This window comes from Paenibacillus sp. VTT E-133280, assembly GCF_002264385.1.
Lineage (GTDB): Bacteria > Bacillota > Bacilli > Paenibacillales > Paenibacillaceae > Paenibacillus_AQ > Paenibacillus_AQ nitricinens.
The window spans coordinates 1-15,068 of sequence record NZ_NFUX01000009.1; the positions used below are offsets into that span (position 1 = coordinate 1).

12 protein-coding genes are annotated in these 15,068 nt (G+C 44.4%); 1 reads left to right on the forward strand and 11 read right to left on the reverse strand.

Annotated elements, in window-relative coordinates; translation table 11 throughout:
* A partial coding sequence (locus CA600_RS06005) for an integrase core domain-containing protein (RefSeq protein ID WP_143812107.1) occupies positions 1–251 on the forward strand: 251 nt, incomplete at its 5' end.
* Between the two features lie 104 nt (positions 252–355).
* Here the strand turns inward: CA600_RS06005 and CA600_RS06010 are convergent.
* The 11 genes from CA600_RS06010 to CA600_RS06060 all read right to left on the reverse strand — a co-directional run bounded on the left by CA600_RS06010 (position 356) and on the right by CA600_RS06060 (position 15,048).
* Entirely contained in the window at positions 356–1,453 is a 1,098-nt protein-coding gene (locus CA600_RS06010) for a mandelate racemase/muconate lactonizing enzyme family protein (RefSeq protein ID WP_094869357.1), read from the reverse strand.
* 36 nt (positions 1,454–1,489) lie between these two features.
* The gene (locus CA600_RS06015; RefSeq protein ID WP_094869358.1) at positions 1,490–1,813 is read right to left on the reverse strand and encodes an L-rhamnose mutarotase; all 324 of its coding nucleotides are present in this window, start codon (positions 1,811–1,813) and stop codon (positions 1,490–1,492) included.
* A gap of 26 nt (positions 1,814–1,839) precedes the next feature.
* A complete protein-coding gene (locus tag CA600_RS06020) occupies positions 1,840–2,610 on the reverse strand; it encodes an SDR family NAD(P)-dependent oxidoreductase (RefSeq protein ID WP_094869359.1) in 771 nt (256 codons plus the stop codon).
* Positions 2,611–2,613: 3 nt separating this feature from the next.
* Positions 2,614–3,474 (reverse strand): amidohydrolase family protein, encoded by an 861-nt coding sequence (locus tag CA600_RS06025; RefSeq protein ID WP_094869360.1) that lies wholly within the window; start codon positions 3,472–3,474, stop codon positions 2,614–2,616.
* A gap of 28 nt (positions 3,475–3,502) precedes the next feature.
* Positions 3,503–4,414 carry a fumarylacetoacetate hydrolase family protein gene (locus tag CA600_RS06030; protein WP_094869361.1) on the reverse strand — a complete coding sequence of 304 codons (912 nt, stop codon included), beginning with the start codon at positions 4,412–4,414 and terminating at the stop codon, positions 3,503–3,505.
* A gap of 35 nt (positions 4,415–4,449) precedes the next feature.
* Positions 4,450–5,223, reverse strand: coding sequence for an SDR family NAD(P)-dependent oxidoreductase (locus CA600_RS06035; protein WP_094869362.1), 774 nt, complete (start codon positions 5,221–5,223; stop codon positions 4,450–4,452).
* A complete protein-coding gene (locus CA600_RS06040) occupies positions 5,223–5,984 on the reverse strand; it encodes an IclR family transcriptional regulator (RefSeq protein WP_094869363.1) in 762 nt (253 codons plus the stop codon). Before CA600_RS06040 ends, CA600_RS06035 begins: the two co-directional genes overlap by 1 nt.
* A 150-nt stretch (positions 5,985–6,134) precedes the next feature.
* A complete protein-coding gene (locus CA600_RS06045; protein WP_094869364.1) occupies positions 6,135–8,888 on the reverse strand; it encodes an alpha-mannosidase in 2,754 nt (917 codons plus the stop codon).
* A gap of 44 nt (positions 8,889–8,932) precedes the next feature.
* Positions 8,933–12,091 carry a beta-galactosidase gene (locus tag CA600_RS06050; protein WP_094869365.1) on the reverse strand — a complete coding sequence of 1,053 codons (3,159 nt, stop codon included), beginning with the start codon at positions 12,089–12,091 and terminating at the stop codon, positions 8,933–8,935.
* Positions 12,088–13,407 (reverse strand): glycoside hydrolase family 125 protein, encoded by a 1,320-nt coding sequence (locus tag CA600_RS06055; protein ID WP_094869366.1) that lies wholly within the window; start codon positions 13,405–13,407, stop codon positions 12,088–12,090. Before CA600_RS06055 ends, CA600_RS06050 begins: the two co-directional genes overlap by 4 nt.
* 123 nt (positions 13,408–13,530) lie before the next feature.
* Positions 13,531–15,048, reverse strand: coding sequence for an ABC transporter substrate-binding protein (locus CA600_RS06060; protein ID WP_094869367.1), 1,518 nt, complete (start codon positions 15,046–15,048; stop codon positions 13,531–13,533).
* Positions 15,049–15,068 lie beyond the last annotated feature (20 nt).

Sequence of the window (15,068 nt, forward strand, 5' to 3'; positions counted from 1 at the left end):
ACCACGACATGCTGCCAAAGGTTGGCGCCCAAATCAGCATGTCTCGTCGAGGAAATTGTTATGACAATGCCTCGATGGAGAGCTTCCTCTCGCATCTCAAAACGGAAGGACTCTACCCTTATGATATCCGAAATATGGACGAGGTACAAAGGAAAATTGAAGAATATATCCACTTTTACAACAAGCATCGACCACAACGAAAGCTAAATAAGCTTCCTCCGGTTCGGTACCGGGAGCAGCTTATAGCCTAGGGTCTTTTTTCAGTGTCTATAAAATGGGGTCTTGACCATGCATAAAGCGGGTTTCTTGTTCATGTTCCACTTATGAGTGTAGGCTTAAAGCATCATCTTCTTCATTATCTCACTCGATACAGATCAAACAGCGCTGGTATAATCTCTGTTGATGCACCCGGCATTTGAGGAAGTATATAGTGCCCGTTGACTACAGTGGCCGGCTCCACAAAAATATGACGGATCCAAGGAATGTATTCCAGCATGATCGCACCCGGTGTTGCTGCAACCAAATGCTGATGAATTTGCCCCATATCACCAACATGCGGACAAATCGGAATATCGTATGAAGCGGCTAAACCTGCAATCTGTTGCCATTCCGTAATCCCACCAACACGCGTTACATCTACTTGGCAATATTCGAGTGCCCCATGATGGATATAATCCCGGAATGCATATTTCGTATAGACATGTTCACCTAACGCAATAGGTACATTTAATGCATCGGCCAGCTTCTTATGTCCCATGATGTCATCTGGATTTAAGGGTTCTTCTAACCAGAACAAATCAAATTCCTCTAACTTCTTCCCCCATGTCATCGCTGTATTGATATTCCACTGTTGGTTCACATCGATCATGAAGATGGTTTGATCTCCTATCGCCTTACGAACCGCTTTGCAACGATCATAATCCTCATGTGAATCTGCTTTACCCACTTTAATTTTGACTCCAGTGAAGCCCTGCTCTACTATTTCAGTAACGTCCTTAATTAAACGTTCTTTAGACCAGTTCAACCAGCCGCCGTTTGTATTATAAGCTTTTATTTGTTTGGATTTATGTCCGCCAAGATATTGCCACAACGGTTTATTGGAAGCTTTCGCCATAATATCCCAAAGTGCAATATCTACTGCAGCCAATGCCATATGAGTAACTCCCGCTCTACCAATCCAATGCATTTTTCCAAAACGCAGCTCATCCCAAATTTCTTTCACCATAAACGGATCTTTGCCAATTAATAAAGGAGCGTAATAACGGTCAATCGTATCAACGATCATATCATCACCATGTGCACAAGTTCCTGTATACCCATACCCCACAAAACCCTCATCTGTAAAAATCCGAACGCCTGCAAGTCCCCAATGCGTAGCAACATTAATTGCATCCGTAATTGGTGGCGTAATCGGAACGTGTAAGACGAAGCTTTCTACTTTTGTAATTTTCATTTTTTTCATCTCCCTAGCTTTAAATGAAATAATTACTCAATCCAAATGGAAAACCTCATCCATACTCGCCCACCATTCACCTTCTAATGCAGACTTCACTGGATACTGACAAGGATCTGTTAAGCTCCACCATTCTTGTGTACGAGGATCTTCAGTCATGATGGCCATATCAGCCGTGTAGTCATCCCCTGTATATTCATAATAACTGAATAAATAGCCGTCTCTATAAAAAATGGAATAGTTCTTAATGTTACACTTCCTTAATCTAGACAACACTTCTGACCATACAGATGCGTGTAATGCTTTGTATTCTTCCAGCTTCTCATCCTTGACATGAATAACACTTCCATAGCGAGTCATTACGTCCCTCCCTTTCTACTAACCCATTAATAGCCTAAGGCTGCTCCACCATCAACAGGGAGTGCTACACCCGTAACAAATCCGGATAAATCACTAGCTAAATACAACGCGGCACTTGCTATCTCTTCCGTTGAGGCACATCTTCCCAATGGATGCATATCGATCAAATCTTGTACTGTAGTTGCCGGATTGAGCTGTTGACCGATCCACTCTTCTAATAAAGGCGTCATTACACCTGCTGGACATATACAATTGACACGAACTCCATCGTTCGCGTAATCCAACGCTAATGCTTTAGTCATTGCAATAATTGCGCCTTTTGAAGCAGAGTATACCGGATTTTGCTTTTGGCCTACCAATCCGCTTAATGATGCCATATTCACGATGCAGCCACGGTTTTCTCTAATCGAAGGAATGCAGAATTTAATCATCAAATAGACACTCTTCAAATTGATATCTAAGGTACGAGTCCATTCTGATTCAGAAATATCCTCCAAGGACTTCGGCAATACAACAGCTGCGTTATTGAATAGAATGTCAATCTTACCAATCTTATTTAGGACCCATTCTACCAATTGTTTAACCTCTAGCTCCGATGAAACATCTGTTTTCACAGCGTAAGCAACAGAATCCCCACAATGAACTGAATGAATTTCCTCGACTACTCGTTTAGCTTCAGCCTCATTCCAGTCCGCAATGATCACTTTAGCACCCTCACTAACAAATAATTTGGCAGTCGCTTCGCCAATCCCAGAGCCACCGCCTGTAACAATAACGACTTTCCCTTGTAATTGCATAGGCTACACTCCAGTTTCAATAAAATCTGATGTCTCCAATTGATAAAAGCGGATCGCATTATTGCCAAAAACATCGTCTAATTCTCGCTCTGTAAGCGCTTCAGGTAAATTGTTTAACAAAATGCTTACTGTTTGATCATAGCTTGCTGCAAGCAGGCACACTGGCCAGTCACTGCCGAATATGACCCTGTTTAATCCAAATGCATATATGACATGTTTGATATAAAAGTTAAAGTCAGCTTCTACCCAGTAGGGCATATTTGCTTCGGTAACCATGCCTGAAAGTTTGCAATACGTCTGGGGATATTGCGCGACCTCCGTAACCCACTCTTGCCAAGGTGAGGTTTCCTGCTGGGAAATTTGTGGCTTACCTATATGGTCAATGACCGCATGTAGATTTGGCACAAGCTTGAGCAATTTCAATACGGCTGGGAATTGTGCAGCATGGATCAATAAATCAACAGGGAATCCCATGGTCTCTAACCATTTTAAATGATGAATAACTTGAGGACGTTGCAAGTATTCATCAGCATCAATACTTTGAAGCATTAATCGGAGGCCAATAAAATAAGGATTTTTACGCAAAAGTTCAAAGGTTTCCGTAAAATTGTCCTGCTCTAAATCTAGCCACCCCACAACACCAGCTATTGAATCATGGATCTCGCATAAACTTAGTAAAAATTCAGTTTCTTCAACAGTAGCTGCTGCTTGAACAACAATGGTTTTCGTGATTCCATGTCGTAGTAATGATTCTGTCAGGTCATCAGGCATAAAATCTTTATATAGTAATGGAACTTCTGGTGTAGGCCATCCGTAATCGCCTCGACTTAATCGCCAATAATGCTGATGTGCATCAACTCTCATGCTTTCACCTCACAAAATGAGTACATTCTCAGTCTTCCTTAACGAGCCGATTCGTCAGCTTGCCGAGCTTCTCAATCTCAATCGTGACGATATCACCAGCCCTCAGGTAAATCTGCTGATCTACCGGATAACCGAGGACGACGCCTTCTGGTGTTCCAGTCAAAATGATGTCTCCAGGCACAAGCGTCATATGTTGCGAAATATAACTTACAATCTCATCGCATTGGAAAATCATATCTGACGTATTCGAATGCTGGCGGATTTCTCCGTTGACTGTACATTTAATCTCTAAATCATTCGGGTTTTCTATTTCATCCGTTGTAACTAGATAAGGTCCAAGAGGAGAGAATTTATCACATGACTTGCCTAACAGCCATTGCGGAGTCCTTAGCTGCAAGTCACGTGCGGACAAATCATTTACGTTGCAATAACCAAATACGTGGTTAAGCGCGTCCTCTTTCGTAACGTACTTAGCTGATTTACCGATAACGATAACAAGCTCTGCTTCGTAATCAACTTTTTTTGTCACTCTTGGAAGCGGAATATCGCCGCCATGTCCCGCCAACGTGTTATTAAATTTATTGAACAATATCGGGAACTCAGGGATCGATGCGTTCGTTTCAACCGCATGCTTGCGATAGTTAAGACCGACACAGATAATTTTATTTGGATGAGTCACGCATGGACCGAGTGTCAACTTCTCTTCATCTAATAGGTATGAACAGTCTTCTCCAGCTATATCCAGTGCTTGAGTTGTGAATTGATCCAGCCTCGAAACCGCTGCCTCACCACCGTCAATGACTTCGTGAACGGTCATAGGTACGGAATACCCATACTGTCTAGGCAAATCTATTAAAGCGCTTGCAACATCCAATATTCCCTTTTCTGTTACGACCCCTAATTGGTAATCGCCATTGTTAAGGAATGTTAATAACTTCATTATTAGTTCCCCTTCCTTTTATCGTTTCATGCTGTTCAGGCGTTTTTCCCAAAAGTTGCGCCTCCATCAATATAGAGAGGAGAACCCATCATAAATTTTGATTCATCCGAAGCAAGAAATAAGGCGGCTTGGGCAACATCCTCAGGTAAGCCGAGCTCTTCACTAAGCTGACGTTTCTTAATTGACGCAATCGCAGTTTCCGGATTATCGTAAGAGGTTTTTAAGTAATTCTCAACGAACGGTGTTAAGATTGTGCCTGGTAAAAGGGCATTTACACGAATATTGTATACTGCGTAATCTACTTGCATGGATTTCGTCAGGGCCAATACCGCTCCTTTGGTAGCTGAATAAGAAGCTCTTCTGGCGAGCCCGATTTCTGCGACGCAAGAGGACATATTAATGATGTTGCCGGATTTTCGTTTCATCATATGAGGTAGCACATATTTGGATGGCAAATATACACCCCGAATATTGACCTGAATTACCCGTTCCCATGCATCCGGTTCAACTTCATGTAAAGCGCCTACTCCGCTAATTCCTGCGTTGTTAAAAAGCACATCTATATGACCGTAGTGTTCAATGATTTGATCAACCATCTGCTCTACAGATTCAGCATGGGTCACATCCGCATGGATGAAATGACCTTTTCCTCCATCTGCATGAATATTCTTCAAAGTCTCTATACCTTTTGCTTCATCTAAATCGTTCACAATTACAGTTGCGCCTTCACGAGCAAACAGCAATGCCGTGCTTCTTCCGATCCCTGAACCTGATCCCGTAATTAAGATGACTTTATTGGCTAATCTCATTAATGATTGCCTCCTTGGTATAGCGATAACCGATTCGCCAAATGACGAATTTCAGCCTCCGCAACATCCTTCTTTTTCTCCCAGATATGCTGCTGCATGGTACAGCTCACTGCTGCGATAGCCTCACCTGATTTAGATAGGATCGGGGCTGAAACACAGCTGAACCCAACGATAACTTCCTGCTCATCGAAAGCAATCCCCTTATCGCGGATGATTCGTAGTTGCTTAACCAGATCCGCCTTAGTTTTCAATGAATACTCTGTAGCGCTCGTTAATTCTTGAATCGGGTACAATGAATCCAGATCTTTATCATCAATGAACGACAGAAGCAATTTCCCAAGTGCAGTCACATGAGCCGGGAACTTCATACCGGGGCCGGATGCTAGCCTGACCATAGTCGGCGCTTCCTCCTTAGCCAGATACAACACTTCATTACCTTCAAGTCTGGCCAACTGAACCGTCTCTTGCAGGCGTTCTCTTGTGGCGGCAGCTTCTCGGTGGAATGATGAGATTAAGTCCTGACCTTGCAAGTAGGAATCTCCCCACCTTCCCGTAGCGGAGCCAATGGCATAAGTATCGTTAGTATCTCTATTCACCCAATCAAGTACTTCCATAGTCTGCAAAATAGAATACATAGAACTCTTATGGATACCAAGCTGATTGGATAAATCAATTAATCGATGCTTATAGGGTTCCTCGGATACAAGGCGTAGAATCCCGTCTGCTTTCTCCAAAGCAGGCACCCAATATTTTTTCTCCATGTGAGCACCTCCTTCGAACATTATACAAAACCAAGTTTTCTATACAAACTAATTTTAATTTTATTAGTTATATTTGGCAATCTTTTTTTTAAAAAAAAGACGATAGCTCCCAAGCTGATGCCTAGGTTAACTATCGTCTTTATATTCATATTATCTCCGAATACCAATCGTTATAATTTCACATGGACCGATCTGTAAGAGCGAACTGCCTTTCTCTTCACTAGAGAGTGGGTGGCTCTCCTCTTCCAGGATCGACGTCTTATAGAAATACTGCTGCGGTATCGTTGAACGGATGGTCAGGTCGGTACTCTGCTGACTCATGTTGTACCAGCGAAGCAGTAGGTCTCCAGTCTGCTCGTTCATTTTTAGAGAGGAAAATGCGAGCTCATGACTCTCCCATTCGAATGGAGTATACACCGGAGCAATTGCTCCTTCATGTACATCAGTCTGACATACGATCCAAGGAATCTGGAATTGATAGGCTTCAGCAAAAGCACCTGAGGCTATACCATCTCCTGTGTGTGGGATGAGCTCCATACGTACAACGTGCTCTCCGAGACACTGCGCTTCTGGAGTTGGGAACAACCCCCAGTCTCCCAGTTCACCCACGCTACGGAGTAGTGTAATCGCAATGGTGTTACGACCGTCTCTTAGCACTTCATATTCATTTAATCCAAAGTTAGCGACGGTTAGACCGGCTGTGTCATTACTGATATCAACAAAGGCTTGCTGATGCTGCGTATTACTCGGATTCATCCATTCTGCAGCTGGCTCAATATTCCGCTCCGCAACCTCAAACATCGAATCTACATGATGTGTGGCGGTGCATAAATCTGTCGGAAATAGCGCCCGAATCCGGTGATCTTTGGCTTTATTGTCTATCGTCGTTTCGATATGCAGCCCCTTCCCGCCCCGCTCCAAGCTAATTACGGTACGAAGTTTAAGAATGACTGTGTCATTACTGCGCTGTGCTTTCCGCTCTGGGTAGTACACAAGAGCACGCTGTTCCTCGTCCAGCTTATCATCTGCTGAGACTGGAATCTCCCAGTCATGCTTAATTTCCACAGATGCTCGATAAGGTGTGTTTTCCAGAACACAAATGTTCGCCTGTAGTCCCTTAGTCGTTAAAGCTTGTTCACCCTCTGGCTGTTTATACATGTATTCATTCCCGATATCACCTGTGTTCTCATACACACCAAGATCCCGGTAGGTCATGCCACTGGCTTTGTCACTCAGCGTAAATGAACCATTATCATGGATCACTACTTTGATGGTCTCATTCTCCAACACCCGATCCCCTTGAAGCAAAGATTCAGGAGCTATAGGCAACCCTGCGTTAGCACGGCGAACCCACGCATATGCACGAAGACCCAGCGCCGGAACTTGCACAGCTTCAAAGGTAAGTCTTACTCGGCGGCACATATAGGGCTGGCGGAATTTATCGTCAGGCAAATCATAACCAAACTGAAGACCCAAATCCTCCATCTGGCATGTAATGGTATTCCCTTGATCGTCTACTAATTCACGGACGTTTAAAACAATATCTTTCATACGGCTGGCTGTTTCTTCTAAAGAGAAACCCTCTCGCAAATATAGACGTGCCGCATCAATTTCTATGCTCACTGTACCCGTGCGACTCCATCCGGTCGTATTCATAACTACGAGTGGAAGCACTTCTTCACCATATGCTGTAAAACCAGACGTATCAACCGCATCTGCGATCACACGCTTACTATCATCAACAATGGTCTCTGCTACATGGCGGCTTTTATCAAAACGGGTGACCATTTCTCGATGCACCTCATCCACACTGCAGCCGCAAATGCTGTCATGCGGGTGATTCTGCATCAGCGTCTTCCAGGCATAGGTGAACAGATGATGGGGATAATCTTTGCCCAGTAATTGTGCGAACGAAGCAAGTGGCTCAGCCACTTTTTCAAGCAAGACCTGACCTTCCTGATTCATCTGTTTCAAATAAACACGAGCAGATGCGGTATTCACTAGCGTCCCCCATCCGTCAGTGTGCTGGCTTCGCAGTTCGCCCTTTACGGTCGATAATTTGTTGTGATCCATTACATCCTCTACAGCCTTAAGGTAATCAGGGAAGTTAGAATGGACAAACTCCATATCTGGATATAGCCGCTTCGCAGTTTCGATCGCCTCCGGCAAATCCAGCTGAGCCGGCTGATGATCGCAGCCGTTCATGAATAGTAGCTCGCCTGTAGAGGCAAATTTCCGCGCATCTGCTAACTTCTTCTCCCAGAACTCTTGTGCCTCTGCTTCATTCACTGGCACTTCGTTTCCGTTCGAATACCAGTTTGCAAATAAAATGCCAAGCACTTTCGATCCATCCGGACCTTCCCATACCAGCTCGGAGAACGAAGATTCATATCCACCGTCCGATACTGTATTGTTGAATCCAGTCGGCTTTACACCTCTTCCAAAAAAGGCATTATTAATGCCCGATTGCTTCATTAATTGTGGAGTCTGGCCAACTAGGCCAAAGGTGTCCGGAAAATAACCGATCTTGGAAGGTTCTCCGTAACGCTTCGAATCCTGATGACCAATCTGCATATTACGTACGTTTGCCTCTCCGCTGGTAAGGAAAGCATCCTGCAGTATATACCAAGGTCCGATCAGAAGACGACCTTCCGTAATATATTTTTGTAGACGCTCTTGATTTTCGGGACGAACTTGAAGATAATCCTCCAGAATAATTGTCTGTCCATCCAGAAAGAAACTCTTAAATTCACCATCCGCGTCCAATCGATCCAGCAATTCATCGACCAGTTTAATAAGGCGCACGTGATGCTTTTCATATGGAAGATACCATTCCCGGTCCCAGTGGGTATGAGAAATGATATGAGCAGTCTGAGGTTTAATAGATTTATCTGAGCTTTCCAAAGTGAAGACCTCCTTATATGCAATACGTTTCTCTACTAATATGCTTAATGTAGTAGCTGTGGATAAGTTACATGGATTTCTACTTCCTGCGGACGATACACGCCAAGCAGATTTCCTTTAGTATCCGTAGCGAACAGGACAGAACGTTCCTGTTCTAATAAGAACGCGTAGGTCCGGCCAGTAGCCGAATCCATTACCTCTATCTTCACATCTTGAGTATATTCGGACACGAAGGTGAACAGCGCCCCCGTATCAAAGCTCAATTTCCGTCCATAGATGCCTGCTAAGTCCCCTCCGCTAATCCACTCCAAGTCACACTCCACATGAGCAGCATTCAACGCGTAGCGATACAGTGCAGCTGTAGTGTCACTTCGGTCGCTCAATTCAACGGGCAGTGGACTCCATAGGAGCCGGCCTTTGCCGAGTGGAATATTCACGACAGTATCTATGGCAGAACTTCCACTTCCGCCGGATTCGTGAATCATCGTTTCCTTCGATACCTCAGCAATCCGCCGGTGACCGAAGGAGACGGGTAGTTCTTGACCTTGAAGGCTAAGCACTTCTTCACGGCGCACATTACGCAATTCACGCTTGCCGAGAATATCACTAAAACGCTCTGAAGAACGCCAGTAAGCATCAATGTCGAGCGGGCCTGTAGCAAGTAATACCGCACCTGTTTCTTCAACGATGCGTAACAGCCTTTCCATCGCTGCATCATCGAAGTTATGCGCGCTTGGCAGCATAATAAGCTTCACAGGGTGCTTCTCCAAATCATCCAAGTGGTATTCAGAAACCCCTCTGAAAGGCATCTTCAGATCATATGAAAGAATACGGGTAAGCTCTGTTGTAGCAGCGAAAGCCAGCTTCCGGTTAGAGAAATCATTCGAATACGGAAATACAACCGCAATCTCTTCCAGTTTCCGATCTCCAAATACGTCACGAATGCTTGTTATAAAATTCCCGAAGTCATATGAGACATCCGCCTCTGGCTTTTCGGTTCCATCTGCTCTCAATGCTCCGATATGGGACTCATTCGCATTATCCATATAGAAGTTCGTATTCCAAATCCAGTGTATGGCCCCCGCACCAGCAGTTCCAAACGCATAGGCATATTTGCGTTCGAGCAGATTTCGCAGCTCTAGCTCCGAACGTTTGGCTCGTCCATCAGGAGTTTCTACATACATGACGCCGGTTTCTTGAATCAGGTTTGGCTTATTAGGCGTCTTGGCAAAGATGCCATCCCACACCAGATAATCATTAAACCACCAGGAATGTACAGTGGTGTAATCCACCGCCTCCTCGTAGAAGAACGGCGAAGGTCGCTGTGCCCCTAGCCCTTCATCCTGCCCAACCGTAACCATCTGATCTGGACATTGCTCCTTAATGGTGTCATATAACTGCTTCACCCACCGGTTATGCATATCCATAGAGAACAAGCAATAATCAAGCCAACGTGTCCCTCTTTTAGCGCTGTGCATATCCTGTACATCGAAGTTCATCTCTTTCGCTTCTGGCAGCCCTGCCGATGCAAAGTCTGGAAGCAGTGCGGGTGTCATATTCCAACGTTCCTGTAGCACTTCGATTTCCCCATGTCTATGCCGAAGCCATTCTATAAAAGCTTGTTGCTCGAAGCGATCATGACATGAACTCGGACCCTCCGAGAAAATCCGTGCCGGATCAAACATCGACGGTTCATTAATAAGATCCCAATCTACATTCGAAGACGCTTTATGACGAGATACAATAGAACGAATGAACCGCTTCTGAGCCTCAACACTTTGGGGGTCCAAGTAAGGATTTACCCCACCCCACGTTTCCGGTGTGAAGGAGAAAAACGTGAAAGTCACCTGAAGATCATGCTTCTTCGCCGTCATGATAAAGGCATCAATCGCTCGCAGTACCTCTTCTGAAACATGACCATCGTCTTGCATCACATTGCGATAAGCCGTCCAGATTCCTGTTCGGATCCAGTTAATCCCTGCCTTCCGCATTTGATCCATATCGCGATCCCATACCCCGACGTTCGGCAGAAATAGAAATTTCCGTGCCACATCACTCGTCATATATGTCATCCCCACAACAGGTAGCGGACGCCCATCTTTTATGAAATAATCTCTTCCACTCGTTACCGGTTGACCTGCTGCAAGAAGTTCAGGGGCATGCCCCCAGAACCCTTGACGAAGAATACGGACCTCACCATCACTGGCTTCCGCTTCGCAGATCACTTGGAACAGACCGCTCCTAATTTCCAGAGGAATAGGCACCCGAACGATGTTAAGCTCAGCATTAGCCTTCATCTCCAAACTGTGGGACCAACGCAAGGAGGGATCGGATTCATGCTCAACATACATTGTTAACTTCCATTTGTCTTCATTTCGCAAAGAAGGTTTTACCCGCTCAAGCTGCTGAATCTGAAGTGTCAGAGAAGCGCGTTCTCCTGGCTCATATGATGCGTAATTTGGCTTAACCCACATTTCCGTTACACCCTTACTGCAGAAACGAACCCACTCAGACATCGCGGACAGCCCTTTTTCCTTCCATAAAGAAGACGTTGCAGCCGTATTTACGAACAACCAGCGTGAGCCTGCAAATAAACCAATCGTATTCTCCCAAAGAACTACTGGAGCGGCAGTTTCCCGGCCCTCATGCGTAATTCCCTTCAAAAGCGGGTAAATGCGTGTGCTCATCGGACCTGCCGACCCCATTTGATGGGGCAAATCACTCGTCTTCGTCGTATGTGGCACAAGGTTCCATGTCTCTTCACTCGCTGAAAAGAGAGCTTCTTGACCCTTAAGCAAAGGAATGACATCTGATGCTAGCAAGGATTGATTACGAGAACAATCAACACGTAATGCCTCATGAATATACAGCTCTTGATGATATGAAGTCTGCTCCGCTTCCACATGCCATTGTTCATTTTTCCAGCGAACGGGTTGTTTGAAGGGGGCGCCTCCAATGCTGATCAGCCCGCCACCTCTCTGCAAATATCCAAGAATGTCTATCCATGCCGCTTTTGGGAAATAGGGTGCATGCAGATTAATGAAACAGCCGCCTTCGGTTTCCCTAAGCGCTGCTGCAAGCTGATCTCCATTCACAATCGTACCGAACTCACGCATGGATTTAATCGCATCGCTAGGAATCGAATTCGAAATCGGAAAATCAGAATCATAGAATATAATTACAGGTCTGTTAGGGCTGCTCATAGTAGTCCTTCCTTCATCGCTTTATAGACGAGTTGGGAGAACAGACTATTGGACCAAGCGAACCATTTCCTAGTGAATATATTCGGGTCATCGACATGAAATCCTTCATGCATAAAACCAGTCCCCGCATCAGTTGACTCTAGCATCGCAAGCATGTCCAGCTTCTCTTCCCTCGTAGAAGCCGTCAAACCTTGCATAGACAATGCCATATGCCAGATATAATCTTTCGGAGTATGTGGACTGCCAATCCCTTTCGCTGCGGTTCCTTCAAAGTAAAAAGGATTCTCCTTGCTCAGCGCAAATCGGCGTGTATTCTGATAAATCTCATCCTCTGCCGTAACATAGCCGAGATAAGGAATCGACATGAGTCCCGGTGTTCCCGCATCATCCATCAAGCAGTAGTTGCCATACCCATCGGTCTCGTAGGCGTAGATTGGACCAAACTTAGGATGACGGTAAATCCCATACAGCTTGATGCCATGATCAATGTCCGCTTCTAATGCTTTAAGCTCTTCCAGAAATTCAAGATCACGGAATACCCATTCTGCGAATTCCTGCATATGACGTAAGGCAACAACGGCAAACATATTTCCTGGGATGTTGTAATGAAAGTCGCAAGCATCATCGCTTGATCGGAACCCAGACCAGACCATACCCGTGTAATTTACAGGCATACCAAGGCCGTTGTTGCGCAGCGTATCTTCAGGAATTCCGTTATTACGCGTAAAACGGTATGGAGATAATTCGTTATGGCGCTGTTCAGTTTTAAATAAGTTGAATATTTTGACCATTGCTGCCTTAAATCCGGCGTCGAATATATCAGTCTTCCCCGTTTCTTTCCAATAGGCATAAGCCAGACGCATAGAAAAACAGAGAGAATCGATCTCGAATTTACGTTCCCACACCCAAGGGGACATTTCCGTAATATCGCTAGTGCTCCAATGCCAGTCATTTGCTGTTTCGTTAAACGCATTGGCGTACGGATCAATATGTATATACTGAATATGTCGTTTAATTAGACCGCTAATGATACGTTGAAGATCCGGGTCATTCTTCGCAAATGGCACATAGTGCATAACCTGCTCTACAGAATCCCGCAACCAGGAAGCAGGGATATCACCAGTAATGATGAATGTTGTTCCATCATCCATGAGCTTAGTCGTTGTCTCAAGTGTATTCGGGAAGCAGTTCTTGAAGAGCTGCAGTAGTTTAGGCCGATGAGCTAATTTCTCCTCTGCTTCGTTCAATACCTCTTGAATCGCTTGTGGAAGCGGAAGCTTCGGCATTGAGATCGTTGGCAGTCTAAATTGTTCCATATTCCCACTCCTCTTGATAAAAATGAGTATAGATAGAGAGACGGGCAGCATAGCTGCCCGTCTCCACTAATCCTATTTGTGTTACCTTTAGATTAATCGTAGGCGTTTTGTTACGTTCAAAGCTTATTTCTTTGTCTGGTTCCACTCATCAAGTTGCTTTTGAACTTCAGCAATGACTTTTTCCAGTCCAGCTTCTTTAAATTTCTTGGTTGCTTTTGGCAGATATGTTTTAGGATCAACAGAACCTGTGTATAGCGCTGGCATAAATTCTTTAGTTACGTTGTTGATGGCTGCTACTTCTGTTTTTACAGGTGTAGGGTCAAATGCAAAACCGAAGGTAGGGGCTTCTTTTGAAGAATCATTAAACTTCTTGAAAGCATCCCATTTATCAGCAGGGTCATCTGCATGCAGATAAGTCAGTAACATATTTCCAAGCGTGAAGCCTGGCATTGCATAGCTATCTTGCATAGCTGGCAGATCTTCAATGACATTTTCGGAGATTTTCTTATAATGAGTGCCTTCAATACCATAGTTGAGCAAGTTGCGTAAGTACTTATCTGTGTTCAAAAGATTCAAGAACATCATAGCCCGTTCAGGATCACCTGAGGTTACGGAAATAGCGTGCATCGAACCTGCGGCGGATTGTGTATATACATAAGGCTCATGCATAGGCGAAGTTACAATTTCATAACCTGCTGAACGAGACCAACCTTTTTCTGCATAAGGCTGTGTGATTTCGCGATCGGCAAACCATTTACCTGTCTTAATGTTATCAATACCTTCAAGGGTTGCAACGTCTGGACGTAAGTAACCTGCTGTGTAAAGTCTACGCATCGTATCTAACGATGTTGCAAGTTCAGGTGTCTCCAGAATATTAACAACCTTGCCATCTGTGGAATCCATATAGACCCCGATAGGTAACTCATCACCAAGTACATAGTCAAATGGCATGAATGGTTTAAAGCCTTTAGGAACAGCTAGCGGTGTAATATCCGCAGGCTCATTCTCTTTAATTGTTTTAAGAAGTGGCTCTAGATCATCCAATGTACGAATATTGGAAATGTCCATGTTGTATTTATCAACATATTTCTTATTGAAGCGCCATACCCATTGCTGTCCAAGCTCCTTATTTACAGGAACACCGTAGATCTCACCTTTAATCTTAGTTCCTTCTAAGAAACGAGGGTCCAAAACTTCTTTCGTTTCCTTTCCATACTTATCTAGCAAATCGTTCAGACCCAAGAAGGTACCATTAGCTGCGTTACGGCGGAAATCATTTGTCCAAGAAGAGGTAAAGGCAATGTCATAAGGCTCACCAGAAGCGGTGATGACTTGCATCTTCTTATCGTAATCGCCCCAATCGAACATCGTAATGTTCAACGTCGCATTAATTTTTTCTTGGGTATATTTATTAACTTCTTTTAGTACAAGATCCAAATCCTTTTGAGGTCCACCAATTAAATACATCTTCAGCTCATATGGCTTTAATCCCGATGTATTCTCTGCTGAATTCCCTGCAGCCGCTGAATTGTTTGTTTCTTTAGCAGCATTTGTATTATTATTCGAACCACATCCAGCAAGAAGGCCAGACAAAAGCATTGTTCCTACAAGAGCCAGCGTTAAACTTTTTTTCGCTTTCATTTCTATTTTCCCCCTTTAGA

Excerpts from the sequence above, each read along its gene's own strand:
- CA600_RS06015 (WP_094869358.1), bottom strand. The coding sequence starts at position 1,813 with ATGACTCGCTATGGAAGTGTTATTCATGTCAAGGATGAGAAGCTGGAA.
- CA600_RS06035 (WP_094869362.1), bottom strand. The coding sequence starts at position 5,223 with ATGAGATTAGCCAATAAAGTCATCTTAATTACGGGATCAGGTTCAGGG.
- CA600_RS06010 (WP_094869357.1), bottom strand. The coding sequence starts at position 1,453 with ATGAAAATTACAAAAGTAGAAAGCTTCGTCTTACACGTTCCGATTACG.
- CA600_RS06040 (WP_094869363.1), bottom strand. The coding sequence starts at position 5,984 with ATGGAGAAAAAATATTGGGTGCCTGCTTTGGAGAAAGCAGACGGGATT.
- CA600_RS06050 (WP_094869365.1), bottom strand. The coding sequence starts at position 12,091 with ATGAGCAGCCCTAACAGACCTGTAATTATATTCTATGATTCTGATTTT.
- CA600_RS06025 (WP_094869360.1), bottom strand. The coding sequence starts at position 3,474 with ATGAGAGTTGATGCACATCAGCATTATTGGCGATTAAGTCGAGGCGAT.
- CA600_RS06060 (WP_094869367.1), bottom strand. The coding sequence starts at position 15,048 with ATGAAAGCGAAAAAAAGTTTAACGCTGGCTCTTGTAGGAACAATGCTT.
- CA600_RS06055 (WP_094869366.1), bottom strand. The coding sequence starts at position 13,407 with ATGGAACAATTTAGACTGCCAACGATCTCAATGCCGAAGCTTCCGCTT.
- CA600_RS06030 (WP_094869361.1), bottom strand. The coding sequence starts at position 4,414 with ATGAAGTTATTAACATTCCTTAACAATGGCGATTACCAATTAGGGGTC.
- CA600_RS06020 (WP_094869359.1), bottom strand. The coding sequence starts at position 2,610 with ATGCAATTACAAGGGAAAGTCGTTATTGTTACAGGCGGTGGCTCTGGG.